Origin of the sequence: Mesorhizobium sp. CAU 1732 (assembly GCF_039888675.1) — a bacterium.
GTDB lineage: Bacteria > Pseudomonadota > Alphaproteobacteria > Rhizobiales > Rhizobiaceae > Aerobium.
Map to the genome: position 1 here is coordinate 3,556,030 of NZ_JBDQQR010000001.1, position 21,701 is coordinate 3,577,730.

General features: G+C 63.3%; 31 protein-coding genes. 14 read left to right on the plus strand and 17 right to left on the minus strand.

Annotation, left to right across the window (positions count from 1 at the left end):
- The first annotated feature begins 132 nt into the window (after nucleotides 1-132).
- Complete coding sequence (locus AAFN55_RS17330; RefSeq protein WP_347800073.1) at nucleotides 133-1,800, plus strand: Na/Pi cotransporter family protein; 1,668 nt, start codon at nucleotides 133-135, stop codon at nucleotides 1,798-1,800.
- A gap of 2 nt (nucleotides 1,801-1,802) precedes the next feature.
- Here the strand turns inward: AAFN55_RS17330 and AAFN55_RS17335 are convergent, their stop codons facing one another.
- Nucleotides 1,803-2,471, minus strand: a complete 669-nt coding sequence (locus tag AAFN55_RS17335; RefSeq protein WP_347800074.1) for a 5-formyltetrahydrofolate cyclo-ligase — start codon at nucleotides 2,469-2,471, stop codon at nucleotides 1,803-1,805.
- Nucleotides 2,472-2,798: 327 nt separating this feature from the next.
- The gene (locus AAFN55_RS17340; protein WP_347800075.1) at nucleotides 2,799-3,248 is read right to left on the minus strand and encodes a GatB/YqeY domain-containing protein; all 450 of its coding nucleotides are present in this window, start codon (nucleotides 3,246-3,248) and stop codon (nucleotides 2,799-2,801) included.
- Between the two features lie 294 nt (nucleotides 3,249-3,542).
- Here AAFN55_RS17340 and carA point away from each other — a divergent pair, with 294 nt between their 5' ends.
- Nucleotides 3,543-4,757, plus strand: a complete 1,215-nt coding sequence (carA, locus tag AAFN55_RS17345) for a glutamine-hydrolyzing carbamoyl-phosphate synthase small subunit (RefSeq protein ID WP_347800076.1) — start codon at nucleotides 3,543-3,545, stop codon at nucleotides 4,755-4,757.
- Between the two features lie 3 nt (nucleotides 4,758-4,760).
- Here carA and AAFN55_RS17350 read toward each other — a convergent pair whose 3' ends face one another.
- The 5 genes from AAFN55_RS17350 to AAFN55_RS17370 form a co-directional block, all read right to left on the minus strand.
- Nucleotides 4,761-5,075 carry a putative quinol monooxygenase gene (locus AAFN55_RS17350; RefSeq protein ID WP_347800077.1) on the minus strand — a complete coding sequence of 105 codons (315 nt, stop codon included), beginning with the start codon at nucleotides 5,073-5,075 and terminating at the stop codon, nucleotides 4,761-4,763.
- 91 nt (nucleotides 5,076-5,166) lie between these two features.
- Nucleotides 5,167-6,072 (minus strand): neutral zinc metallopeptidase, encoded by a 906-nt coding sequence (locus AAFN55_RS17355; RefSeq protein ID WP_347800078.1) that lies wholly within the window; start codon nucleotides 6,070-6,072, stop codon nucleotides 5,167-5,169.
- 183 nt (nucleotides 6,073-6,255) lie between these two features.
- The gene (locus AAFN55_RS17360; RefSeq protein WP_347800079.1) at nucleotides 6,256-6,429 is read right to left on the minus strand and encodes a hypothetical protein; all 174 of its coding nucleotides are present in this window, start codon (nucleotides 6,427-6,429) and stop codon (nucleotides 6,256-6,258) included.
- A gap of 144 nt (nucleotides 6,430-6,573) precedes the next feature.
- A complete protein-coding gene (locus tag AAFN55_RS17365) occupies nucleotides 6,574-7,026 on the minus strand; it encodes a hypothetical protein (RefSeq protein WP_347800080.1) in 453 nt (150 codons plus the stop codon).
- 200 nt (nucleotides 7,027-7,226) lie between these two features.
- Nucleotides 7,227-8,126, minus strand: coding sequence for a DMT family transporter (locus AAFN55_RS17370; RefSeq protein ID WP_347800081.1), 900 nt, complete (start codon nucleotides 8,124-8,126; stop codon nucleotides 7,227-7,229).
- 86 nt (nucleotides 8,127-8,212) lie between these two features.
- On the opposite strand from AAFN55_RS17370, the gene AAFN55_RS17375 reads away from it, so the two are divergent.
- Both AAFN55_RS17375 and AAFN55_RS17380 read left to right on the plus strand, forming a co-directional pair.
- The gene (locus AAFN55_RS17375) at nucleotides 8,213-9,115 is read left to right on the plus strand and encodes a LysR substrate-binding domain-containing protein (protein WP_347800082.1); all 903 of its coding nucleotides are present in this window, start codon (nucleotides 8,213-8,215) and stop codon (nucleotides 9,113-9,115) included.
- A 194-nt stretch (nucleotides 9,116-9,309) separates the two neighbouring features.
- Entirely contained in the window at nucleotides 9,310-9,561 is a 252-nt protein-coding gene (locus tag AAFN55_RS17380; RefSeq protein WP_347800083.1) for a hypothetical protein, read from the plus strand.
- Here AAFN55_RS17380 and AAFN55_RS17385 read toward each other — a convergent pair.
- Nucleotides 9,549-9,926 carry a Fic family protein gene (locus AAFN55_RS17385; RefSeq protein ID WP_347800293.1) on the minus strand — a complete coding sequence of 126 codons (378 nt, stop codon included), beginning with the start codon at nucleotides 9,924-9,926 and terminating at the stop codon, nucleotides 9,549-9,551. The two genes, AAFN55_RS17380 and AAFN55_RS17385, sit on opposite strands and share 13 nt — an antisense overlap.
- 15 nt (nucleotides 9,927-9,941) lie before the next feature.
- On the opposite strand from AAFN55_RS17385, the gene AAFN55_RS17390 reads away from it, so the two are divergent.
- Nucleotides 9,942-10,082, plus strand: coding sequence for a hypothetical protein (locus AAFN55_RS17390; protein WP_347800299.1), 141 nt, complete (start codon nucleotides 9,942-9,944; stop codon nucleotides 10,080-10,082).
- 48 nt (nucleotides 10,083-10,130) lie between these two features.
- Here the strand turns inward: AAFN55_RS17390 and AAFN55_RS17395 are convergent, their stop codons facing one another.
- From AAFN55_RS17395 to AAFN55_RS17415, 5 genes are read right to left on the minus strand one after another with little or no spacing between them, the layout of a single operon-like run.
- On the minus strand, nucleotides 10,131-10,328 hold the full coding sequence (locus AAFN55_RS17395; protein ID WP_347800084.1) for a hypothetical protein: 198 nt from the start codon (nucleotides 10,326-10,328) through the stop codon (nucleotides 10,131-10,133).
- A gap of 43 nt (nucleotides 10,329-10,371) precedes the next feature.
- Nucleotides 10,372-11,151 carry a type I methionyl aminopeptidase gene (gene map, locus AAFN55_RS17400; RefSeq protein WP_347800085.1) on the minus strand — a complete coding sequence of 260 codons (780 nt, stop codon included), beginning with the start codon at nucleotides 11,149-11,151 and terminating at the stop codon, nucleotides 10,372-10,374.
- A 1-nt stretch (nucleotide 11,152) separates the two neighbouring features.
- Nucleotides 11,153-11,359 (minus strand): ParD-like family protein, encoded by a 207-nt coding sequence (locus AAFN55_RS17405; RefSeq protein WP_347800086.1) that lies wholly within the window; start codon nucleotides 11,357-11,359, stop codon nucleotides 11,153-11,155.
- A 57-nt stretch (nucleotides 11,360-11,416) separates the two neighbouring features.
- Nucleotides 11,417-12,391: a GlxA family transcriptional regulator gene (locus AAFN55_RS17410; protein ID WP_347800087.1), complete on the minus strand. Its 975-nt coding sequence runs from the start codon at nucleotides 12,389-12,391 to the stop codon at nucleotides 11,417-11,419.
- Nucleotides 12,392-12,399: 8 nt separating this feature from the next.
- Entirely contained in the window at nucleotides 12,400-12,963 is a 564-nt protein-coding gene (locus AAFN55_RS17415; RefSeq protein ID WP_347800088.1) for an isochorismatase family protein, read from the minus strand.
- A gap of 220 nt (nucleotides 12,964-13,183) precedes the next feature.
- Between AAFN55_RS17415 and AAFN55_RS17420 the strand changes: the two genes are divergently transcribed.
- The 4 genes from AAFN55_RS17420 to AAFN55_RS17435 all read left to right on the plus strand — a co-directional run bounded on the left by AAFN55_RS17420 (nucleotide 13,184) and on the right by AAFN55_RS17435 (nucleotide 15,739).
- Nucleotides 13,184-13,903: a polysaccharide deacetylase family protein gene (locus tag AAFN55_RS17420; RefSeq protein WP_347800089.1), complete on the plus strand. Its 720-nt coding sequence runs from the start codon at nucleotides 13,184-13,186 to the stop codon at nucleotides 13,901-13,903.
- Between the two features lie 84 nt (nucleotides 13,904-13,987).
- Complete coding sequence (locus AAFN55_RS17425; RefSeq protein ID WP_347800090.1) at nucleotides 13,988-14,449, plus strand: GNAT family N-acetyltransferase; 462 nt, start codon at nucleotides 13,988-13,990, stop codon at nucleotides 14,447-14,449.
- A gap of 222 nt (nucleotides 14,450-14,671) precedes the next feature.
- Complete coding sequence (locus tag AAFN55_RS17430) at nucleotides 14,672-14,917, plus strand: hypothetical protein (RefSeq protein WP_347800091.1); 246 nt, start codon at nucleotides 14,672-14,674, stop codon at nucleotides 14,915-14,917.
- A gap of 93 nt (nucleotides 14,918-15,010) precedes the next feature.
- Entirely contained in the window at nucleotides 15,011-15,739 is a 729-nt protein-coding gene (locus tag AAFN55_RS17435; protein ID WP_347800092.1) for a L,D-transpeptidase, read from the plus strand.
- A gap of 119 nt (nucleotides 15,740-15,858) precedes the next feature.
- Here AAFN55_RS17435 and AAFN55_RS17440 read toward each other — a convergent pair whose 3' ends face one another.
- Nucleotides 15,859-16,392: a dihydrofolate reductase family protein gene (locus AAFN55_RS17440; RefSeq protein WP_347800093.1), complete on the minus strand. Its 534-nt coding sequence runs from the start codon at nucleotides 16,390-16,392 to the stop codon at nucleotides 15,859-15,861.
- 123 nt (nucleotides 16,393-16,515) lie between these two features.
- Here AAFN55_RS17440 and AAFN55_RS17445 point away from each other — a divergent pair, with 123 nt between their 5' ends.
- Nucleotides 16,516-17,001 (plus strand): helix-turn-helix domain-containing protein, encoded by a 486-nt coding sequence (locus tag AAFN55_RS17445; RefSeq protein ID WP_347800294.1) that lies wholly within the window; start codon nucleotides 16,516-16,518, stop codon nucleotides 16,999-17,001.
- A gap of 102 nt (nucleotides 17,002-17,103) precedes the next feature.
- On the opposite strand, the gene AAFN55_RS17450 is transcribed toward AAFN55_RS17445, so the two are convergent.
- On the minus strand, nucleotides 17,104-17,496 hold the full coding sequence (locus AAFN55_RS17450; protein ID WP_347800094.1) for a hypothetical protein: 393 nt from the start codon (nucleotides 17,494-17,496) through the stop codon (nucleotides 17,104-17,106).
- A 178-nt stretch (nucleotides 17,497-17,674) separates the two neighbouring features.
- Here AAFN55_RS17450 and AAFN55_RS17455 point away from each other — a divergent pair, with 178 nt between their 5' ends.
- Nucleotides 17,675-17,845 (plus strand): SDR family oxidoreductase, encoded by a 171-nt coding sequence (locus AAFN55_RS17455; protein ID WP_347800095.1) that lies wholly within the window; start codon nucleotides 17,675-17,677, stop codon nucleotides 17,843-17,845.
- 45 nt (nucleotides 17,846-17,890) lie between these two features.
- Here the strand turns inward: AAFN55_RS17455 and AAFN55_RS17460 are convergent, their stop codons facing one another.
- Complete coding sequence (locus tag AAFN55_RS17460) at nucleotides 17,891-18,439, minus strand: TetR/AcrR family transcriptional regulator (protein ID WP_347800096.1); 549 nt, start codon at nucleotides 18,437-18,439, stop codon at nucleotides 17,891-17,893.
- Between the two features lie 103 nt (nucleotides 18,440-18,542).
- Between AAFN55_RS17460 and sugE the strand changes: the two genes are divergently transcribed.
- Both sugE and AAFN55_RS17470 read left to right on the plus strand, forming a co-directional pair.
- Nucleotides 18,543-18,863, plus strand: a complete 321-nt coding sequence (gene sugE, locus AAFN55_RS17465) for a quaternary ammonium compound efflux SMR transporter SugE (protein ID WP_347800097.1) — start codon at nucleotides 18,543-18,545, stop codon at nucleotides 18,861-18,863.
- Between the two features lie 206 nt (nucleotides 18,864-19,069).
- A complete protein-coding gene (locus tag AAFN55_RS17470) occupies nucleotides 19,070-20,140 on the plus strand; it encodes a D-alanine--D-alanine ligase family protein (RefSeq protein WP_347800098.1) in 1,071 nt (356 codons plus the stop codon).
- 115 nt (nucleotides 20,141-20,255) lie between these two features.
- Here AAFN55_RS17470 and AAFN55_RS17475 read toward each other — a convergent pair whose 3' ends face one another.
- Nucleotides 20,256-20,648 (minus strand): GFA family protein, encoded by a 393-nt coding sequence (locus tag AAFN55_RS17475; protein ID WP_347800099.1) that lies wholly within the window; start codon nucleotides 20,646-20,648, stop codon nucleotides 20,256-20,258.
- A gap of 191 nt (nucleotides 20,649-20,839) precedes the next feature.
- On the opposite strand from AAFN55_RS17475, the gene AAFN55_RS17480 reads away from it, so the two are divergent.
- Nucleotides 20,840-21,526, plus strand: a complete 687-nt coding sequence (locus AAFN55_RS17480) for a dihydrofolate reductase family protein (RefSeq protein WP_347800100.1) — start codon at nucleotides 20,840-20,842, stop codon at nucleotides 21,524-21,526.
- The last annotated feature ends 175 nt before the right edge of the window (nucleotides 21,527-21,701 follow it).

Here is a 21,701-nt window from a genome sequence, read left to right on the forward strand (position 1 = left end):
GCAAAGAGGCGGTGCAAAACTTATCCGGCTAATGTAAAATACGTCGGAACCATATCGCCATTTCGATGATTTGCACGCCATGACACTTTCCGCCATTTCCCCCTCGCGCCATCTCCAGCGCCGTTCACAGCCATGAGCGGTTCCGTCGTCCTGCTCCATTTCGCGGGCGCCGTCGCGCTGCTCCTGTGGGCGACGCGCATGGTGCGCACCGGCGTCGAGCGTGCCTATGGCGACGTGCTGCGCCGCCGCCTGCGCTCCACGCTGAGCAATCCGGTCCTGGCTCTGGCCACCGGCACGGCACTGGCCGTCGCCCTGCAAAGCTCGACCGCCGTCACGCTGTTGGTCGGCTCCTTCGCAGGCTCCGGCATCGTCACCGGCATCGGCGGGCTTCTGGCCGTCCGTGGCGCGGAAGTGGGCTCCGCGCTGGTCGTCAAGCTGTTGAGCTACGACCTGACGCTGCTCGTGCCGATCACCATCTTTGCCGGCACCGTCATGTTCATGGCGACCGAACGCCGTGAATGGCGTCAGCCGGGCCGCATCCTCGTCGGCATCGGGCTTCTCATCCTGTCGCTGGAGATGATGGGCCAGGCTTCGGAGCCGCTGCGCGACAGCCGCATCCTGCCGATGATCGTCACCTATTTGTCGGAGGACCCGATCACGGCCTATCTGCTGGCCGCGCTCATCACCTGGCTGTTCCACTCGTCCATCGCCGCCGTCCTGTTTCTCGTGGCGCTCGCCAGCAAGGGCGTCATCAACGCGGACCTCGCCCTCGTCATGGTGCTCGGCGTCAACTTGGGAAGCTCGATCATCGCGCCGATCCTGACGCGCGGCGCGCCTGCTGCGGCGCGCGTCGTGCCGATGGGCAATCTGCTGATGCGCGGTGCCGGCTCGATGGTCGCGCTCGCAGCCGTCCTTTACGCCCGCCCCTCAACAGTGATGCTCGGCAGCGATCCGTCCAACATCATCGTCAACGCCCACATCCTGTTCAACGTCGCCATCCTGATCGCGGGAATCCCGCTTGCGCGCCTCATCGAACGCGCGGCGAAGGCGGTCGTGGCGCTCAACGCCCCGCCGGTCGTTCCCGAACCGATGGAACACATCGAGATCAGCGCGCTGGACCCGAAGGTCCTCGACCACCCCTCTCTGGCGCTCGCCAACGCGACGCGCGAGGTGATCGGTGTCTGCGACACGATCGAGGTGATGCTGAAATCGGTGATGGAGCTCTATGACGAGCCGGATCGCGCACGCATGACGGCGCTTGCGGCGCTGGACGACCGCGTCGACCGCAAGCATGCGGCGATCAAGCTCTATCTGGCCAAGATCACGACGCATGAGATGGACGAGGACGAGGCGTTGCGCACGCAGGAACTGCTCGGCGCCTGCGTCAAGCTCGAGCAGGTCGGCGACATCATCACGCGAAACATGCTTGTGCATGTGAAGAAGAAGCTCGATCGCGGGCTGACTTTCACGCCCGAGGGCTGGCGCGAACTCTCCAATCTCCACGCCACCGTCGTCGCGAATGCACGCCTTGCCTTCAACGTGCTCGTCTCGCGCGACCGCGACACGGCCCTCCAACTCGTCCGCGAGAAGGATCGCCTCCGCGACGTGGAGCGCGACACGAGCCAGCGTCATTTCGAGCGGCTGCGCGAAGGTACGACGCAAAGCGTCGAAACCAGCTCGCTGCATCTCGATACGATCCGCGACCTGAAGCAGATCAACTCGCTTCTGGCTTCGATCGCCTATCCGGTGCTGGAAGAGCATGGCCTTCTGGGCGGGACGCGCCTCAGGGCAGCCGAATAACCCTACGGCTCCTCGGTGAGAACGACATCCATCGGGATGTCGTAGGTCTGCGGATAGATCGTTGCGATCTCCTGCATGGCATAGCCGACGCCGAAAACCCGCGGCTTGCGCGGCAGCGAGGCCAGCGTGCGATCGTAGAACCCGCCGCCATAGCCGAGGCGGTAATTGCCAGCGTCGAATCCGACGACCGGCGAAATGACGGCATCCGGGAACACCGCCTCGCCTTCTGCCGGGATCGGGATGTTCCAGACGCCCTTTTCCAGCCGGTCGCCGGGCGTCCAGCGCCGGAACTCCAGCGGTGCAGCCTTCGCCAGCACGACCGGCAGCGCGATCGCGCCGCCGCGTTCGATCACCAGGCCTGCCCATCCCCGCAGGTCGGGCTCGCCGCGAAACGGCCAGTAGAGCGCGACCAGCACGCCTGTAACATCGCCCAGCGCCGCATCGAGCTTGTCGGCGATGATCGCCGCATGCGCCGCACGCGTGTCGGCCGACAACGCCAGCCGCGCGTCGATCAGCCGGGCGCGCTCGGCCTTGCGCCAGCGCGCGAGGTCGCCGCTCACGCTTTGCCCGCCATCACAGCCGGGCGTCAGTTCATGCATGAAGCAGGGCGGCGACGCATACTGCGCAGGCGCGACCTCGCCGTCGTCCCGGTCGTTCTGCGAATCGGCCATGACCACCTCCATTGCAGGACGCTACCCTGCGCTGAACGCCGCCGCTATGCTGAATGCGACCTCGCCGACAACTCGGATAGGTTGTATGCGACCCATACATTGCCATAATGCGGAATGCATGAACGCAAGCCGACGAAACCACGTTTGAAGCGATGAACAATCGATCTCCGAGCGGTTTTCCATGGGAAACCGGACAGGCTGATGGGCGTCGCTCCGGGCTCCGGCGGCTGGCTGCTTCTGGCAGCCACCGCCATGTCGATCGTGCAGGTGGTGCGTGTCTGGCGAAATCCCGCCCCTATTGGGCGGGATAAATCCTGACGGCGGAAACTAGCTCAGCAGACCCTTCACGATGCCGCTTGCCTTGGAAAAATCCATCTGGCCGGGGTACTTTTCCTTGAGCACGTTCATGCAGCGGCCCATGTCCCGCAAGCCATCGGCACCGACTTCGCCGATCACCTGCGCGCACAGCTTGCGCACATCGTCCTCGGCAAGCTGCTTGGGCAGGAAGTCCTTGATGATGGCGATCTCCTCGCGCTCCTGCTCCGCCAGTTCGAGGCGGTTTCCGCTCTCGAAGGCGCGGGCCGATTCCTCGCGCTGCTTCACCATCTTGGTCAGGATCTGCAGAATCTCGTCATCGCTGACCGGGTCCTTGCTGGCGCCGCGATTCGCGATGTCGCGATCCTGAATCGCGGCGTTGATCAGCCTCAAAGTCGAGGTGCGCCGCTTGTCCTGGGACTTCTGTGCGGTCTTGAGTGCCTGGGCGATCTGCTCGCGCATGGCCGTAATCTCCTGGTCGCAGCGATGCAGGTTAGCGTCGGCGCGATCTGTTCGCAAACCGTTTTGCCAAGCGTAAGCCGCTGTTTTTGTTGGTCTATGTTATTTCCCCGGCGTCAATATTGCGATCATTGACCGCTTTGGCGCCTTCGCTTATTGTCCGCCACCTGCATGGACGGAGTGTGTTTTGCACGGGGACAAGCCGAAATCGGCTCGACCCGTGCGTTTCGCTGCGTCATATGGCCTGCGGGCCACCGCAAATCAAGGGTGCGTCCCTTCACGAACGGAGACTTGGCCATGGCCGATACGACTGACGCGACGATGTCCCCCTGGAAGCCGATCAAGGCCACCGCGGTTCTGGTTCTGGCCGATGGAACGGTCATCGAGGGACAGGGACTTGGCGCGGTCGGCCATGTCGTAGCCGAGGTCTGCTTCAACACCGCGTTGACCGGCTATCAGGAAATCCTCACCGACCCGTCCTACGCCAGCCAGATCGTCACCTTCACCTTCCCCCACATCGGCAATGTCGGCGCCAATGGCGAGGACATCGAGGATTTGACGCCCGCTGCCCGCACCGGCGCGGTCGGCGCGATCTTCAAGGCCGACATCACCAACCCGTCCAATTATCGCTCAGCGGACCATCTCGATGCGTGGCTGAAGCGCCGCGGCGTGATCGCCATGAGCGGTCTCGACACCCGCGCCCTCACCGCCCTCATCCGCGAAAAGGGCACGCCGAACGCGGTCATCGCGCATGCACCCGACGGCGTCTTCGACATCGAGGCGCTGAAGGCGGCCGCGCGTGAGTGGTCCGGCCTCGTCGGTCTCGACCTCGCCAAGGCAGCGACCTCCGGCCAGTCCTCGTCATGGAGCGAGACGCCCTGGGTCTGGGACGAAGGCTATGGCGAGCAGTCGGCCCCCTCGATGCATGTCGTCGCGATCGACTACGGCGTCAAGCGCAACATCCTTCGCCTCATCGCCGGTCTCGGCGCGAAGGTCACCGTCGTTCCCGCCACAACCTCGGCCGACGACATCCTCGCCATGAAGCCGGACGGCGTCTTCCTGTCGAACGGTCCCGGCGATCCGGCCGCGACCGGCGACTACGCCGTGCCGGTGATCCAGGACCTCCTGAAGGCCGATGTGCCCGTCTTCGGCATCTGCCTCGGCCACCAGATGCTGGCGCTCGCCGTCGGCGGCAAGACGGTGAAGATGCACCAGGGCCACCACGGCGCGAACCATCCGGTGAAGGACCACACCACCGGCAAGGTCGAGATCGTGTCGATGAACCACGGCTTCGCGGTGGATTCGAAGTCTCTGCCGGAAGGCGTTGAAGAGACTCACGTTTCGCTCTTCGACGGTTCCAACTGCGGCATCGCGCTCACCGGCAAGCCGGTCTTCTCCGTCCAGCATCACCCGGAAGCGTCGCCCGGCCCGCAGGATTCCCACTACCTCTTCCGCCGCTTCGCGAACCTCATCCGTGAGCGCAAGGGCGAGCCGGCTCTGGCCGAGCGCTGAGGTTCAGAAATTCCGGGCGCTGTCGCTGCGCAGCGGCTCCCAGACGCTGATCTCGCGCTCGCCCTCCAGAAGTTCGGGCAGCGCCGCATGCCACTCCGCGCGGTAAGGCCGCGCGAGTTGCACGTTCACCACGTCGTCGTGATCCGCCCAGGTTTCGTGCAGAAGGTAGCGGCCGGGGCGTTCGGGGTCGCGATGCAGCGTGGCGTTGATATAAGTTTCCTCCACGCGCATGGCGTCGAGCACCCCGTTGAGCAGGGACAGGAAGCGCGCCTCCTGCCCCTGCCGCACGGTGAATCCGATGATGTAGGTCACGCTCATGCCAATTCTCCTTCGCTGGCGTCCGTTGCAAAGGACATGCACCAGCGAAGGAATGAACGCGATTACCTGTCAGGTCATATCGGCAGGTTGATCACACCGGGTTGTTGAACGTGTCGCAATCCGCCAGGCGGCCATTCGCGAACCCGTTCTGGAACCATGTCGCGCGCTGTTCCGACGTTCCGTGGTTGAAACTCTCCGGCACGACATAGCCCTGCGTGCGGCGCTGCAGCGTGTCGTCGCCGATCTGGTGCGCGGCGTTGAGCGCTTCCTCGATGTCGCCCTCTTCCAGCAAACCCTTCTGATCGGTGAAGTGCGCCCAGATGCCGGCGAAGCAATCCGCCTGCAACTCGACGCGGATCGACATCTCGTTCGCCTCGGTCTGGCTCATGGCCTGCCGCTGGCGGTTGAATTCCGGCAGCACGCCGATCAGGTTCTGGACGTGATGGCCGACCTCGTGCGCCACCACATAGGCCTGCGCGAAGTCGCCCGACGCGCCGAAGCGCTGCGACAGCTCGTCGAAGAAATCGGTATCCAGATAGAGCCTGCTGTCGCCCGGACAGTAGAACGGGCCTGACGCCGACGAGGCGAAGCCGCAGGCCGACTGAACCTGCCCCGCGAAGAGCACGAGCGCCGGCTCGCGATAGGTCTGGCCTTCCGCCTGGAAGATGCCGTTCCAGACGTCCTCCGTTTCGGCCAGCACGACGGACACGAACTGGGCCTGCTCATCGGTCGGACGGTCGCCCGTCGCGCCATCCCGGCTGATCTGCGGATTGGTGGCCGGCCCGCCGCCTTCGAGGATCTGCATCGGATCGATGCCGCATGCGCGCAGCACGAAGAACAGCACGATCAGGATGACGATGCCCGAAAGGCCGCCACCGCCGACGCCACGACCGAGCGGAATCTGGATCGGACGCCCGGACCGGCCGAAGCCTCCACCGCCGCCCTGCCCGCGGCGATCCTCGACATTGCTACTTTCCCGACGGCCTCTCCAACGCATCTGCGCTTCCCTCGATATGCGGCATCGCCACCGGGCGTTCGCCGTCGTTCATGGATCGAAATTAGCGCAAGCCGAGAGCCCGCGAAAGTGTCCATGCGCGCAACGCATGAACACGGGCGCGGTTCCGCTCCACGACCGCCGAGAGAGCGCCGGAACGCGGCCGCTTCCCCACTGCGCCGGACCTCAGTCCCCGCCGCGCCGGTCCGAGCTCATCGCGCGTTCCTCGAAGCGCTCCGCGCCCTTCTTCAGGTCGGAGCCCTTCTGCGCCTCGACCTTGCGCTCTTCCGTCTCGGCAGCCTTCTTGAGCCCCGCTGCGGCGTCCTTGCCCTTTTTGGTGGGTGCGTTCTCGACGGCCATGACCATTCCTCCGCTGGCGGATGATCCCGCCTGACAGGAAGAATGCGCAGCGGGCAACAGCGTTCCGCCCGGCGCTGTCTAGCGCCAGGCCGTGAAACCAAAAATGCGCAATGACCGAGATGGGGTGAAAAGCGCACCGGCAGGTCATGAGGTGTCGTGGGCCGGATGCGGTGCGCCGGGGACGAGCGCCACGAGCCGCGACAGAACGGCAAGCGCGTCGCGAAGCGCCGGCATCCGACATGCTAGCATCCGACTGGGCGGCACCGCGGCAGGTTCGCCGCCGATCCGCCTGCACGCGGCGGAGAGCCGCCTTGCCTGCCGGTCGAGCAGCCTTGCCAGCGCGCGAAGGCTGATTGCGAGACGCACGGCATCCGCAGGGCCTGTGCCCGCCGGGAGGATCGGCATCGACGCGGCGTCCGGGCCGCCGGCGAAGTCGCGCGCCACGGCCTCGGCCTGCCGCAGGAACCACAGGACCAGGCGTCGCACGGCGGGGGAGCGGCCGGAGGCGCGCTCGGCCAGAACCGCAAGCGTGCAGAGCATGGCGACGATGCGGCCGAGTGCTGCCCGTTCCTCCTCCATCGCCCGCTTCCAGTCCATCGCCGCCACTCCGTTGTGAAGCAGGCATTGTCGGGGAGGCGCGGAGGGAGGTGGACAGAATTTATGGCAGATTGCTGACACATGCTGACACCGTGATGTGTATGGGCGTGGCCAAAAGCGGTTGTGGAAAAGGGACGGCGGTTGTGGGGTGGGTTGCTGACCGGCAGCTTTGTTGTGAAATCAGATAGATAGCTGCCGCGTCACCGACACCGGACTATGATTACGCCCGCTGTCGCGATCAGCAGCATTCCGATCACTTCGCTCCAGGTGGGTGTCTGCGACAGTAGGAGGAAGCTCCAAAGTGCCGCGAACGGCAGATAGGCGTTATCGAATACGCCGATCGTCGTTGCGGAAGCAAGTTGATAGGCTTTGGCAACGGCGACTTCGATAACCGGATGCATAAGTGCCAGAAAGAGGATCAGCCCCCAATCGGCTGGTTGGAGTCTTGGCCAAGCGGAGAACACGAAACCCTCCGCATGCGTCGGAGCAAGAACCAACAGCGTAAGGACGCCAATCGCCCCACAGATCACGAGCACGAGATTGAGATTCAGCGCCAGCGTGACGGGATCCTCATTTTGGCACCGGCGGCCTGTAACAAGTGCTGCGATCGCGTAGAGAAATGCTGCTGCGATGGCCAAGAGGGCAACCGGGGATGGCTCGCTGCCCCATGGGTTGACGGCGACTAGGACGCCGAAAAAGGCTATCGCAACCGCCGCTGCCTTGGCCAGTCCGATCGCCTCCCCGAACACAACTCTTGATAAAAGCGCCATCCAGACGGGGGCCGTGTAGTAGCAGGCGGCAGCGAGCGAGAGCGACATGAACGGGAGTGCCGCGTAATAGCTGATCCACATTCCAGCAAGGCACAGACTGCGGACCCAAACCCACCGCGACCCCAAGAGGCTGATGCGTTGCGAGCGGCTCGAAAATGCCGAGACGAAAGCCAAGATGCAAAGTATTGCAAATGTCGATCGGAGAAACACAAGTTGCGCCAGCGCAAGGCGCTCTCCGGCACCTTTGACCAAGGCATCGGACAAAGCGAGCAACAGCACCGCGACGAGGATGCTGAAGATGCCGACATTGCGCGTGGCGAGCTTGTCCATAGGCTTCTCATTCCTTTGAAGCCTACTGATCAATGCATGAGGGTCGTGTTAAATGAAAAATCCCACATCAACCATGAGCCTACGGAATGGAAAACTCTCTTCGCAGTCTTCCCTCGCTGTCGAGGCTGAGACCCTTCGAGGCGGCCGCGAGGCTGGAAAGCTTCACGCGCGCGGCGACGGAGCTTGGCCTCACACAGACGGCGGTGAGCAAGCAGATCGCAGCCCTCGAGCTGGAACTCGGCGCACTCCTTTTTGACCGGAGGAATCGCGCGGTATTTTTGACGGATGAGGGCAGGCGCTTCGGGCGGGTCGTGTCGGCCGCGCTTGCCGACATCGCGGCTGAAGCTTCTCTTTTGAGCGATCATCGCAAGTCGACTGGGGTGGTCCTTCACTGCCAGCTATGCGAAGCAATCTATTGGTTGATGCCCCGGCTTTCGGACTTTCACGAGCGCCATCCGTCGGTGGAGGTCCGCATCGTGACGTCGGTGGAACCGATCACCAAAGCCAGCAAACCTTTCGATATCGCCATCCAGTCAACTGGCCGTCCCTCTGGTGCAACTCAACTGCTGTTCACCGCACCCGACGAAATTTATCCGGTCTGCGCGCCAGGCTTGATCGATGATCGAGCATTGCCGCTTTCTCCGGGTGACCTGAACGCGTTCCCACTGCTCGCGCACCGGGTGTCTCCGCAGGAGTGGATGGAGTGGCAGGACTGGTTCGTTGCAATCGGAGTGGCCGGGCCACGCGCTCGGTTGGTCACCTTCGACAGTTTCCCGTTAACGCTCCAAGCAGCGATCGCCGGGCGCGGCATGGCGCTTGGATGGGACCGAACCGTCGGCAATCTTGTCGCTGAGGGAAAGCTCGTCCGCCCGTGCGCGGAAAGCGTTCGTCGACCATCCGACATATCGGTTTTCCGAGGCTCACGGCGTGGTCCACGCAAGGCTGTTCAAGCGCTGCGAGAATGGCTGGAGCAGCAACTAATCGACTGACGGTCGTGCCCGCTTTCCGGCAGTGCTACCGAAGCCGGGAAAGTCTACAATGGGGTCGTTTCCGACCGAGACGTTCAGATTGAGGCCTAACTTAACTCACGCCCAAACGAGCCCGCCCACATCGTTAATCAACTGTTAAACCGCTTCACGCTAGCGTCCGGCATGCACCACAAAAGAGCCCGCCGCGACGAACGATGAACGGCCTGACCCCGCTGATCGACCTGGCCACGCAACGCAGCCTCGACCTGTTCTTCAGGGTCGGCCAGGGTTATCTCGCGCGCTCCGATCGCGACGCCGCGCAGAAGCAGCCGGGCTGGGGCCTCAGCCCGATCGGCGTCCAGTCCCGAGCCGAAGCCCGCATCGTAGTGACCCTCGGCCACAAGCCCCGCGACGGCGTGCTCCACGCATGGCCCGGCGGCAATCCGAAGACGCGTCAGCCTATGTAGGCCTGGATCAACGCCGCGAGGGACGCTTCACTTTCCACGAAGCTTTCCACCATTGCCGACAAAACACGTTCGGGGTCGAGGACCTCATCGTCAACCTCGAAGCCGGAATTCGCGGCGAGTAGGGTCAGGAATGTGAGCTGGGTGCGCCCGTTGCCTTCGCGAAACGGGTGTGTGGCGTTGATGTCGGCGAGCAATTTTGCGGTTTTCCGGGCGAAAATATCGGGCGGCGCGGCGCTCAGCGCGTCAGGGTCTCCGTACAGGTCGAACGCCTTCGTCAGCCAGTCCATGATATATTCCGGGTAGCAGAACCAGTTGCCCCCCTTGCCGATACGGATCGTGCGAATCTCGCCAGCCCAAACGTACACATCCTGGAACAGGTGATGGTGCAGGCTGCGATAGTGGGAGACGTCGAGATTTCCGGCAGGAAGGGGCTCGTTCGCCCGTATCAGGAACAGTCCGAGCTCGGCTTCGTCGAGTTCGGACTGATCATGAATGTCGAGAAGATTCCGCAGGACCGTTGAGCCGGGATAGCAAAGCGGATCGTTCTCGGCAACATAGGGCACGCGCTTCTATCTCTTGCGAAGGGTTTCCTTGATCAAAGACCGGCGCTCGTCGCTGGTGAGGAATTTGCCGGACGCATCGCGCACCACATGGCTCATACGTTCGGACAGGTGCAGTCCTTCGACGGCACTGATTTTCTCGCCGCGCTTGCTGGTCAGGACAAAGCGGCCGGATTTGGCCTCGCGCATGATTTTGGTGTTTTTCATGGACATAACCTTACACCGCAAGCACGAGCCCGGCAAAGAAATCTCAAACCCCGCCTGCCACCATCGGCGCTTCGTCACGGCGCAGGGTCAGCACCTCGACGCCGGTTTTCGTCACCGCGACCGTGTGCTCGAACTGGGCGGAGAGCTTGCGGTCGTTGGTCACGACCGTCCAGCCGTCGCTCGACGTCGACACCTTGCGGGTGCCCTGGTTGACCATCGGCTCGATGGTGAAGACCATGCCTTCGCGCAGTTTCACGCCCGTTCCCGGCCGGCCGAAATTGAGCACCTGCGGTTCCTCGTGCATCTCGCGGCCGATGCCATGGCCGCAATACTCCCGCACCACCGAATAACCGTTCTTCCTGGCATGCCGTTCGATGGCGAAGCCGATGTCTCCGATATGCGCTCCGGGCCGGACCTGCCTGATGCCTTTCCACATCGCCTCCTGCGCGACCCGCACCAGCCGCTTTGCAGCGGGCGGGGCATCGCCGACCAGATAGGTCTTGCTCGAATCCGCGATAAAACCGTTCTTTTCGAGCGTGATGTCGAGATTGATGATGTCGCCGTCGCGGATGATCTCCTCGCCATCGGGCACCCCATGGCACACGACATGATTGATCGAGCAGTTCAGGACGTGTTTGAAGCCGTATTGCCCCTTGCTGGCCGGGCGCGCGGCAAGGTCAGCGGTGATGAAGCGGTCGACCAGATCGTTGACCTGCAAGGTCGACATGCCGGCGAGGTCCTGCCCGTCCAGCATCTCGAAGACCGAAGCCAGCAACCTGCCCGACACGCGCATCAGCGCCAGTTCGTCCGGGGTCTTGACCATGTCAGGCGGCCGCTGCGTCCGGGAGACGCACATGCGCCGCCGAAAACTGCATCGTCACGATCTCGTTGAAGGACAACGTCGGATTGGCTTCGGCCAGCATGCCGATCTTCATCCAGAACTCGGCCTGCGCATTGATCGACCGGCACATCACCGCGCTGGCCCGCCGCGCATCCTCATGCAAGTCGTCGTCGATTTTCACGATACCCATGAACGTCTCTCAAAGCCGGTGACCATACGAACCATATATGGATCGTACATCGCCCGGTCAACCGCGCCGGAAGACGCTCGGCGGCTCCTCGTTGACGCGGCTCCAGGCGCGTCGAAGCTGCCGGCCCGACCCGAAACCGGCCCGCTCCGCCACGCGCTCGATATCCAGCCGCGTTTCCACCAGCAATTGCTGGGCAAGCGCGACCCGCAGCCGGTTCAGATAGTCGGGAAGGCTCATGCCGGTATGATCGTTGAACAGCCGGCTCAAATGGCGCGGGCTTGCAATGGCGATCGAAGCCAGTCTTTCGAGCGGCCAGTCCTGCGCCGGATCGGCCGAAATCGCATCCTGCACGCGGTGGATCGCGGGGTGAACGTGATTGCGGCCTTCGAGCCAGGGCGATAGCTGCGGATCGGTGCCGGCGCGCCGCATATAGACGACCAGTTGCCGCGCCACCGCCGCAGCCGTCGCGGGCGAAATCGTCTGCGCGATGATGTGGAGCATCAGGTCGATGCCCGCCGTGATCCCGGCGCTGCTGTATCGCTCGCCATCCTGCACATAGAGGCGGTTTTCGAGAACGCGCGCGGTGGGCGCCGCAGCACTCAGCACATGGCAATCGGTAAAATGCGTCGTGCAGGTCACCCCATCGAGCAGGCCCGCGCGGGCTGCGAACAGCGCGCCCGTGCAGATGGTCACCAGCTTCACGCCCGGCCGAACCACGCGGCGCAGCCACGCCACGATCTCCGCGTCACCTTCATCGGTCGCGCCGAGGCCGTTGCCCGCATCCATCGGCATGTCGGCATGCCCGGAAACGACGATCATCGCGTCGGGCTCGATCTCCGGCGGCAGGCTCCCGATGCCCGACACAAGCAGCCCGATCGACGTGGTCAGCTCGGCCAGCGCGCCGACATACCGCACGTCGAACACCACGTCCCGCTGCATCTGGTTGGCATAGCGCAGCGCTTCGATCGGCCCGGCCACATCGAGCAGCAGTGTCCGGGCTGGGAGAACCACATAGGTCGGGATCCGGCGCATCGGACCTTTTACGCCGCCGCAGCCCGGGGTTGGCCGGCCAGGGCCTCGGCGACGGTGCAGACGCGCGCGAACCGCCCTTCCAGCACGGCCGCGGTGCGCGCCTTCAGCTCGTCGACCGACCAGGTCTTTCCGGTCGCATCGGTCAGCGGCATGGTCAGCGTCGCCTCGGTGACGTAGTCGACCTGCCAGCCAAGATCCGAGCCGTGACGGGTCGTCGTCTCGCAACACTGCTCGGTCCTGATGCCCGAGACGACGATGCGGCGGATGGAATTCTCGATCAGGAACACCTCCAGCGGCGACCCGACAAAGGCCGAATGGCGCAGTTTGGCGAATTCGAGATCCGGAGCATCCAGCCGCAGTTCAGCGAGCGGCCTGACGAAACCGGAGGCCAATGCGAAAATCCCCTCGGGCTCCGCATGAAACACCCGCACGATCTTCCAGCCGGCAGCCCGCGCGCCATCGATCAGCGCCTGCTGGTTCCTGAGGTAAGTGGCGCTGTCGATCTCGCCCCAACTGGAGCGCTGCCGAAAACTCTCCTGCGCGTCGATGACCAGCAATGCAGTGTCTGTCATGTCTTGTTGCTCCTGTTCTCACGGGCAAGATGAGACAACGCGGACGCAAAATCCAGCACCTGACCGGACGAGAACCGGACAAAAAAGGACAAGCGGTCTGCCCTCGTCCTTGAACGCTTTCGTTCGTTTGACGCATCAGGCTCGAGAGTCTTAGATGCAAAAATCCGCCATTTTGCCGTTGCAGCAGCATCTCCGAATTTTGAAACAGAAGACCGCTATCGTGATCCTTCGACGTATCGTCCTTTCCCTTCTCTCGATCCTTGTCCTCGCTTGCATCGTCTACGGCCTCCACAGCCTGAGCAATGCGCGAACCTACCAGGTGTTCGGCGACCTCGTCGCGCGCGTCGATACGCAGGAGCCTGTCGTCGCCCTGACCTTCGATGACGGCCCCACGGCGCAGTACACCGGCGAGGTGCTGGCAATTCTGGACGAACGCGACGTGCCCGCGACGTTCTTCGTCACCGGCAGGGAAGTCACCGAGAACCCGGACGAGACGCGGGCCATCATCGCGGCCGGGCACGAGCTCGGCAATCACACCTACGCGCATCCCCGGATGGTCTTCAAAAGCTATGGCGCCATCCGCCGCGAGATCGAAGAGACCGATGCCGCCATACGGGCAGCCGGTTACGGCGGACCGCTCCACTTTCGTCCGCCCTACGGAAAGAAGCTCTTCGGCCTGCCGTGGTATCTGTCCGCCACCGATCGCACGACCGTCATGTGGGATGTCGAGCCGGAGACCTTTCCCGACGTGGCGTCGGACGTCGAAGCGTTTGTGAACCACGTCGTCCAGGGCGCGAGCAACGGGTCCATCATCCTGATGCACGTCATGTATGACAGCCGCGACGTCTCGCGCCAGGCGCTTCCCGGCATCGTCGCCGGCCTGCGCGAACGCGGTTTCGAATTCGTCACCGTGTCCCAATTGCTGGAAAGACGCCGCTGAGCGAGATGTCGGCTGAGGCGAACGGCGGCTGCGGGCGCAACGCTGACGAAGCGTGTGGCGGCGTAGGCATGGGGGAACAGGATCGTGCAGCGAGATCGATATCGAACTCAGATCGCCGATGAAGCGCAGGCCGGGCGGCTTGCGGATATACGCGTCGAGGCAATGCGCCCCAGCCTGGAAGCAGCCGGACGCTTTGATCCTGACAGGGCAAGGCAGCGCTTTCTAGACTCCTTCCGCGCCGAAGACACCAGCCTCATATGCCTGGGCGACAGCGTTGCCGGTTTCTACGTCGTGCGCAGAAAATCCGATCATCTCTATCTCGACCATCTCTATGTCATCGCGGCCTTTCAGGGCCTCGGCATTGGCCGGCGCGTCGTCGACGACCTGAAGATCGAAGCCGAAATGCATGCTCTGCCGATCCGGCTCATGGCCCTGAATGGCAGCCCCTCGAACGATTTCTATCAAAGCCTCGGCTTTCGCGTCGTGTCCGCCGACGACCTCGACACCATCTACGAGTGGCTGCCTGACTCACACAGCGCCGGATAGGGACCGGGCGCATGACGCACCGCCCTGTGTCGCCAACTGTGGCGCAAAGGCAACTGCCCTGCCCTTAACATGACCGTGATTTCCGATATCGCGTCGCCGAAGCGCATTTGCGCCATTCTCGCCACTTTCCGCTTCTAGCCCGCCACCATGTTTCGCCTGCGTTCCATTTTTCTCGCCTTCTTTTGCTGCCTGACGCTCGTCGTCCCGGCGCAGGCGAGCGCGATGCTGGAAGGGGTCGGTCCGAAGTGCCGCGCCCTGCAGGAAAAGCTGGTCGAAATCAGCGGCGTCGATCAGTTGGCGGGTGTAAACGAGCCCGCCATCACCGTGTGCACCGGCTTTCAGGCGATCGCGCCGAAAGGGATCGACGCTCCCTTCGCCGCCTCCGTCGAGGTCCACAGCCCGTCCGTGCATCCCCGGCTCTCGATCGCAAAACGCCCGTCGGGCGTCGAGCGACCTCCGCGCGCCTGATCCACCCGGCCCTGGCCGGCCCTGGCCGGCATTCCACCCCGACACGTCCCGCGTGCCGCTTTTACGGCACCGCACACCTTTTTCGAGGCAACAATGACTGACAGATCACCCGGCGCCGGGGATGTTCCCGCGCGCTTGACCCGACGTTTTCTCCTTCTGGGTACAGGCTCACTGATGCTCTCCGGCTGCGTTTCGACGCCGGAGCCCAAGCCGGCCCCGCTTCCAAAACCGCTGCCGCCGGTTCGACCCGCAATGTACGATGCGATGCCGCAGGAACCCTACGACGTTCCGGCCGTCGACGTCTCCCAGATGGCGCCGGAATGGTGGCGCAGCGAGGTCGACTACGCGACCGACGAACGCCCCGGCACGCTCGTCGTCGAGACCGCGCAGAAATACCTCTATCACGTGCGCCCGAATGGCCGTGCGATGCGCTACGGCATCGGCGTCGGCCGTGACGGCTTCGCCTGGCAGGGCCGCGCCGTCATCGCCTACCGGCGCGTCTGGCCGCGCTGGACGCCGCCCGATTCCATGGTTGCGCGCCAGCCCGAGCTCGAGCCCTATTCGATCGCCAATGGCGGCATGGATCCGAGCGCGACCAACCCGATGGGCGCGCGCGGGCTCTACATCCACCAGAACGGCCGCGACACGATCTACCGCGTTCACGGCACGCACCAGCCCTGGTCGATCGGCCGCTCGATCTCGTCGGGATGCATCCGCCTGATCAATCAGGACATCATCCACCTGCACGACAATGTCCGCGACGGCAGCCCCATCGTCGTCCGCCACGACGCCGCCCCCGATCTGGTCGCGATGGCCGGCTAGAGCATCGGACCGAGATCGAACACCATCCATGTGTCTGCGATGGCCAACTACCGAAATGCCCGCTCGATCGTTGCAAGCGATCCAGCGGGCTGCGGCGTCACATGGAAGACGTCCCGCAATCAGGCCGGGACATAGCTAAGCCTCATCACGTTGTCGTCGATCTGTTCACTGCCGGCCAGACGCAAGGGCGGGCGCGCCGCGGCGAAGAAGGGGGTGCCCTCGCCAAGCACCTCCGGATGCAGGTAGATGCGATACTCGTCGATCAGGCCCAGCTCGGTCAGGCTGCGCGCCAGATTGGGTCCGCCAATTTCGATCTCGCCATCGATCTCGGCCTTGAGCCGGCGAACCTCCCCCTCGAAGTCCTGTCCCAGAAGCGTCGCATTGGGTCCAACCGAATCCAGCGTGCGCGACACCACCCATTTCGGCGCCTTGCGCCACGCCGCGGCGAATTCGTGCTCCGCAGTCCCCCAGCCCGGCTGGTCATCATCCCAATAGTGCATGAGCTCATAGAGATGACGGCCATAAAGGCTGCCGGCGAGGCTGTTCGTCTGCTCGATGAAATGACGAAACAGCTTCGAGCTGGGCGGCCCGATGCGCATATGGTCGACATAGCCATCCAGCGATTGGTTCATCCCGAAGAAAAGCGTGGCCATTTTCTGCCTCCCATTGATGGGTGACGCCCCTCACGCCACGTTCAATTGTTACCGAAACTGTGGTAGCAGTCAGCCCGACGCAAAAACCAGTCCTATTTTGCAACCGGTTTCGTGGATGACGCTGTGAGACTAAGACGCTCAGGATGCCCGATCAATCTGACGCTTGAAACCTTCGGCGATCGGTGGAGCCTGATCATCCTGCGTGACACCATGTTCGGTGGTCGCCGCCGCAGCTTCCGATCGTATCTCACCCAAAGCGTGGAAGGCATTGCTTCCAACATTCTGTCCGACCGCTTGCGGCGCCTGACCGCCAGCGGGCTGCTCACGCGCGCCGCCGATCCCGGTCACAAACAGAGGGTTGTCTACAGCTTGACGGAAAGAGCGATCGAGCTCGTTCCCCTGATGGCCTTCATGGGAAGCTGGGGGATGCGGCACGCGCTTCCCTCCATCGAGCTGTCAGCGCGCGCCCAGGTTCTCGAAGACGGCGGCCCGCACCTGTGGGCTGAATTGATGGATGAGCTGCGGCATATCCATCTGGGATCACCTGCACCTGCGGCCTCCGCTCTGGCAAAGATGCAAATGGCCTACGAAGCGTCATTTCCCGCCTAGCCTGGCGCCGGCGCGGCGGAGTAACGGGGCTTGCGCCCCATGCCCGACGCGACGCGCATCGCTGGCTGCGTTTGGAGGATCTGTCTGCTCTGCGTGGAAAACCTATTCTCCCAGCCTTGGACGTAATTCTTCTGTAATCGTATCGATATTTGCCGGCGTCACTTTCCAGCGCGCCACATTGTCGTATTCGAAATCGGCTTTGACCTTCAAAGTGTTGCGGTTGAACTGGAAGAGCATCCTGGTAAATCCCTTATCGCCTTCCTGCCGCAGCCATTCCCTGTAAGCGCGGACAGGCTCCTCGACATTATCGATGTCGGGCGCGATCGCCGTTGGTTTTCCGTCATCGTCATAGGAGTAGCCGTAGGTGTTGGTTACGAACCCTTCGTCATCGACTTGGAAAACCACAGAGACTTCCGCCCATTCCAGTCCGTTAAAATCGATCGACTCAACGACGCCTTTGGCAATGTTGCTTGCATGCTTCATATTCACAGACATTCGAACTCCATGTCACGAAACGGATCCTTGTGGCATCGACAATCGCGGTTCAGTGTCGTGAAAACCCTGGGATTTGGCGACATTTATTGCGGCTGTGAAGCCCCGATTTGGCGCAGCACGTCCAGCAGGGCAAGGTGCACAGGTCCTGAAAGCAGCGACGAGATATTCGAGAAACCCCATGCGCATCACGTCTGAGCGTCGGGTACGCCTTGTCGAGGCGACGTTCACAAAACGAGCGGGACAGCCTGAAGACGTCGTTGCGGCGGTGGCGTTCCTCGCCTCGCCGGGTGCGGGACATGTGACAGGCCAGGTGATACCCGTGAACGGCGGAGCCCACCTGGCGCGGTAGGCAAAATGACAGCAGAAGCGGCATATGGGCGTCACCAGCAGCCCCTCACCCCTTCCCCTTTGCAAGCTCCTCCATATCCTCGAACAGCGACGACCACTCGTCCTCGGTCATCCTCACCAGCCCCAGGCCGCGCAGCAAAAACGCGCCCTCGGCTGCGAAGAAGGCCAGCCGCTCGCGACGCCCCTTCTGCGAGGCCCCGCCAAAACGTCCCATCTGGTCGCGGTAGTAGCTGCGGATCGGCTCGGCGTGTTCGGGCGTCTCGACAAGGGCGGCCATGAGGCTGGCGGCCTTGGCGGCAAGCGCATCGCTTTCCTGGCGCGTGGCGGCGAGATGCGCCAGGATGTCGGCCGCGTCCGAGGGCTCCATGCCGGCGCGGTGGGCGGCGATATCCCGCTCGAAGCGGTCCATGTCGCGCTTGGCCATCGCGCCGACCAGCTCCTGCTTGCTGGCAAAGCAGTAGAGCACGCCGCCCTTGCTGACGCCGGCGCGTTTCGCGATCGCGTCGAAAGTCAGCCTGCCCGCCCCCATCTCCGTGACGATCGCCTCGGCGGCGTCGAGAATGGCATCGCGGTCGATTGTGCGTTTCCTGCCCATTTTGTCCTTTTCAATCCGTCTGGTCGGATATATATAATGCACATCGGCATCGCATCATGCAATGTCCCGTAACGGGTCCAGTATCTGGAAAAGGAAAAACGTCATGGCTTGGATATTTCTCGGCCTCGCAGGTCTTCTCGAAGTTGTCTGGGCCTCGTTCCTCAAGGAGACGGCCGGCTTCACCAAGCTGGTCCCAAGCGCCATCACCCTCGTCGCCATGGCGGGCTCGTTCTGGCTCCTGTCCCTTGCGCTCAAGACGCTTCCGCTCGGCACCGCCTACGCGATCTGGACCGGCATCGGTGCCGTCGGCGCGTTCGTGGTCGGCATCGTGATCCTGGGCGAAGCGGCAACCGTCGCGCGGATCGCAAGCGTCGCACTGATCGTCACCGGCATGATCGGGCTCAAGCTGTCGTCGGGACACTGAAAGACTGTTTGATCATTCGCCCTGCCCGGTCATACGGGTCGCCAGGAGCGACGCGCGGAGCGGGCATGCGAGTCCGCGGCACCCATCCACGGAATTGCGAATGCAGACATAATTAACCAATGTCGTCCGACATATCGCGCAGCCGAGGCTCCCACACGCTTCGACGTAACGATCACGTTTTCAATCCAAAATGCGTCGGGAACTTCATGGTTGGTACGTCTGGAAAATTGCGGATGGCGGTGCTCTTCGGCGGACGCTCGGCCGAGCATGAAGTCTCGGTCATGTCGGCCACGAACGTCATCCGTGCCTTGCAGCCCGCCAGCTATGATGCAGTACCGATTTTTGTCACCAAAGACGGGCGATGGCTGCTCAGCAGCTTCGAAGCGGGCGTGTTGGCACAACCGGCATCCGGCACGGAGATTTGCCTTCTGCCGGGCGGACAAGGCCGAATGCTTGCGATCCCGACCGATGGCCCCGCCTGCGAACTGCCGAAGATCGACGCGCTGTTTCCGGTGCTGCACGGCCTCCACGGCGAAGACGGTTCCGTTCAGGGCTTGGCGGAAGTGGCTCGCGTCCCGCTTGTCGGCTGTGGAATTCTCGGCTCCGCGACCGCGTTGGACAAGAGTTTTACCAAGCGCCTCTTGAATGAAGCTGGACTGCCGACCGCGCGCTCCCTGACGATCCTGCCCCGAAACGCCCCTTCTTTCTCGGAGTTGCAGAATGCGCTGGGGCTTCCGGTGTTCATCAAGCCCGCACGGCAGGGCTCGTCGGTCGGCATCAGCAAAGTCGCAAACGAACAGGATTACGAGCTGGCTCTCGCGGAGGGCTTCAGGCACGACGGCAAGCTCCTGGCGGAAGAGTTCGTCAAGGCGCGCGAAATCGAATTCAGTGTGCTGGAGGACGCCGACGGCGGGATCACCGTATCGAGACCCGGAGAAATCGTTCCCGCGGAAAGTCACGGCTTCTACAGCTACGAGGCCAAATATATCGACGCCGACGGCGCGCTGTTGAAGGTTCCCGCCGACCTGCCGGAAGACGTCGAACATCGCTTGCGCCAGATGGCTGCACAGGCGTTCCAGGCTCTGGGTTGCGACGGCATGGCGCGCGTGGATTTTTTCCTGACAGACGACATGCGCATCCTCGTCAATGAAATCAACACGATCCCGGGCTTTACGGACATCAGCATGTACGCCAAGGCGATGGCCGCGAGCGGCATCGACTACGCCACCGTCATCGATCGTCTGGTCGCCCATGGCCTGGCGCGGGCAAGCCGCTGACAAGCGCAGAAACCTGCGTCAGACGGCCGGAAGGGTAGATGTCCAAACGGTCTGCGAGAACGGCCGCGGGAAGCAGGGAACGATCAGGCGCAACGCCGCCGGGCCCCGCTGCACCCTACTCCTCGAAACGCCCCGTCGCCTCCCGGTCGCCGTCATAGCGCCTTGTGGCCGCAAACGGCGGCAACCAGTTGACCCGGCGCACGGTCCAGAGTTCGTAGGTCGGCTTCAACTGGTCGGGCGCGTCCAGCGACCCCAAATTCACTTCGACTTCGTCGCCGCTGCGTCCGAAAACGGGCGAGCCGCAGTCTGGACAGAAAAACCGCCCGGCATAGTCGCGTGTGTCGCCACTGATCGTCACCGCGTCCTGCGGGAAGATCGCGGAGGCATGAAAAATGGCCCCGTGATGCTTTCGGCAGTCGATGCAGTGACAGACGCCGACGCGATAGGGGCGTCCCGACGCCACGATCTTGACGTTGCCGCACAGACAGCCACCCGTAAATCGGTCCATGCTGCGTCTCCTCCATGGTCAGCTTGGCGGGGGTTTACACGACCAGCATTGCCCACCCCGGTCAACAGGCGGGAAACCGCGGAATCCCCAGCCACGGCATCGTTTCGCCGAAAACATGCGATGACATGTCGGCCCAGCCTGCCTTGGAACGTCCTCGAGACACGATGCCAACGGCAGCAGGAGGAAAGACCATGCGCAAGATCGTGACAGGAGCATTCATCAGCCTCGACGGCGTCATGCAGGCGCCGGGAGGCCCGGAGGAAGACCCGACCGGCGGCTTCAGACATGGCGGCTGGGTGCCGCCTTATTGGGACGACACGACCGGCGAGGTGATCGGCAGGCTGTTTTCCCAGCCCTTCGACCTGCTGCTCGGCCGCCGCACCTACGATATCTTCGCGGCTCATTGGCCCTATGTGCAGATGGACCCCGAAGCGGGAGACTTCGAGGCGCTGAACGCGGGCATCGCCGAGAACTTCAACCGCGTCACCAAATATGTCGCGACGCACCGGCCCGATTCGCTCGACTGGGAAAACAGCGAGGCGCTGGGTGCCGATATCCCCGGCAGGGTGCGCGATCTCAAGCAGGGCGACGGGCGGATGCTGCTGACCCAGGGTTCGACCGAGCTTCTGCAGATCCTGCTGCGGCACGACCTGATCGACGAACTGCATCTGCACGTTTTCCCGCTGCTTCTGGGCAAGGGCAAGCGCCTGTTCGGCGACGGCGCGGTTCCAGCGGCGCTCAAACTGACGTCGTCGCACGTCTCGCCGAGCGGCGTGTTCAGCGCCAGCTATGTCCGCTCCGGCGACGTCGTCAGCGGTTCCTTCGCGATGGACACCCCCACCGAGGCCGAACTGGAGCGACGGCGGACGCTGACCTGATCCCGGCGACCCGCCATCCTCTCCCCCCGCAGGACGGGGGGAGGAAACCTCGACGCGGCAACCGCGAATGCCGTGCGACAAAGGCTCAGCACCCTTTCCCCTGCATTGCCGCATTTCCGGGGTTCCCTCCCCCCCATCCTTCCCCTATAAGCCGCGTCTAGCCTACAGATTCTTC

Coding starts and splice junctions, on each gene's coding strand:
- AAFN55_RS17395 (WP_347800084.1), bottom strand. CDS start 10,328: ATGAAAAACACCAAAATCATGCGCGAGGCCAAATCCGGCCGCTTTGTC.
- AAFN55_RS17380 (WP_347800083.1), top strand. CDS start 9,310: ATGAACGGCCTGACCCCGCTGATCGACCTGGCCACGCAACGCAGCCTC.
- AAFN55_RS17370 (WP_347800081.1), bottom strand. CDS start 8,126: ATGGACAAGCTCGCCACGCGCAATGTCGGCATCTTCAGCATCCTCGTC.
- map (WP_347800085.1), bottom strand. CDS start 11,151: ATGGTCAAGACCCCGGACGAACTGGCGCTGATGCGCGTGTCGGGCAGG.
- AAFN55_RS17390 (WP_347800299.1), top strand. CDS start 9,942: ATGGTGCAGGCTGCGATAGTGGGAGACGTCGAGATTTCCGGCAGGAAG.
- AAFN55_RS17360 (WP_347800079.1), bottom strand. CDS start 6,429: ATGGCCGTCGAGAACGCACCCACCAAAAAGGGCAAGGACGCCGCAGCG.
- AAFN55_RS17415 (WP_347800088.1), bottom strand. CDS start 12,963: ATGACAGACACTGCATTGCTGGTCATCGACGCGCAGGAGAGTTTTCGG.
- AAFN55_RS17375 (WP_347800082.1), top strand. CDS start 8,213: ATGGAAAACTCTCTTCGCAGTCTTCCCTCGCTGTCGAGGCTGAGACCC.
- AAFN55_RS17475 (WP_347800099.1), bottom strand. CDS start 20,648: ATGGACCGATTTACGGGTGGCTGTCTGTGCGGCAACGTCAAGATCGTG.
- AAFN55_RS17435 (WP_347800092.1), top strand. CDS start 15,011: ATGACTGACAGATCACCCGGCGCCGGGGATGTTCCCGCGCGCTTGACC.
- AAFN55_RS17330 (WP_347800073.1), top strand. CDS start 133: ATGAGCGGTTCCGTCGTCCTGCTCCATTTCGCGGGCGCCGTCGCGCTG.
- AAFN55_RS17410 (WP_347800087.1), bottom strand. CDS start 12,391: ATGCGCCGGATCCCGACCTATGTGGTTCTCCCAGCCCGGACACTGCTG.
- AAFN55_RS17350 (WP_347800077.1), bottom strand. CDS start 5,075: ATGAGCGTGACCTACATCATCGGATTCACCGTGCGGCAGGGGCAGGAG.
- AAFN55_RS17440 (WP_347800093.1), bottom strand. CDS start 16,392: ATGGCCACGCTTTTCTTCGGGATGAACCAATCGCTGGATGGCTATGTC.
- AAFN55_RS17460 (WP_347800096.1), bottom strand. CDS start 18,439: ATGGGCAGGAAACGCACAATCGACCGCGATGCCATTCTCGACGCCGCC.
- AAFN55_RS17430 (WP_347800091.1), top strand. CDS start 14,672: ATGCTGGAAGGGGTCGGTCCGAAGTGCCGCGCCCTGCAGGAAAAGCTG.
- AAFN55_RS17335 (WP_347800074.1), bottom strand. CDS start 2,471: ATGGCCGATTCGCAGAACGACCGGGACGACGGCGAGGTCGCGCCTGCG.
- AAFN55_RS17355 (WP_347800078.1), bottom strand. CDS start 6,072: ATGCGTTGGAGAGGCCGTCGGGAAAGTAGCAATGTCGAGGATCGCCGC.
- AAFN55_RS17365 (WP_347800080.1), bottom strand. CDS start 7,026: ATGGACTGGAAGCGGGCGATGGAGGAGGAACGGGCAGCACTCGGCCGC.
- AAFN55_RS17480 (WP_347800100.1), top strand. CDS start 20,840: ATGCGCAAGATCGTGACAGGAGCATTCATCAGCCTCGACGGCGTCATG.
- AAFN55_RS17405 (WP_347800086.1), bottom strand. CDS start 11,359: ATGGGTATCGTGAAAATCGACGACGACTTGCATGAGGATGCGCGGCGG.
- AAFN55_RS17455 (WP_347800095.1), top strand. CDS start 17,675: ATGCGCATCACGTCTGAGCGTCGGGTACGCCTTGTCGAGGCGACGTTC.
- sugE (WP_347800097.1), top strand. CDS start 18,543: ATGGCTTGGATATTTCTCGGCCTCGCAGGTCTTCTCGAAGTTGTCTGG.
- AAFN55_RS17450 (WP_347800094.1), bottom strand. CDS start 17,496: ATGTCTGTGAATATGAAGCATGCAAGCAACATTGCCAAAGGCGTCGTT.
- AAFN55_RS17340 (WP_347800075.1), bottom strand. CDS start 3,248: ATGCGCGAGCAGATCGCCCAGGCACTCAAGACCGCACAGAAGTCCCAG.
- carA (WP_347800076.1), top strand. CDS start 3,543: ATGGCCGATACGACTGACGCGACGATGTCCCCCTGGAAGCCGATCAAG.
- AAFN55_RS17470 (WP_347800098.1), top strand. CDS start 19,070: ATGGTTGGTACGTCTGGAAAATTGCGGATGGCGGTGCTCTTCGGCGGA.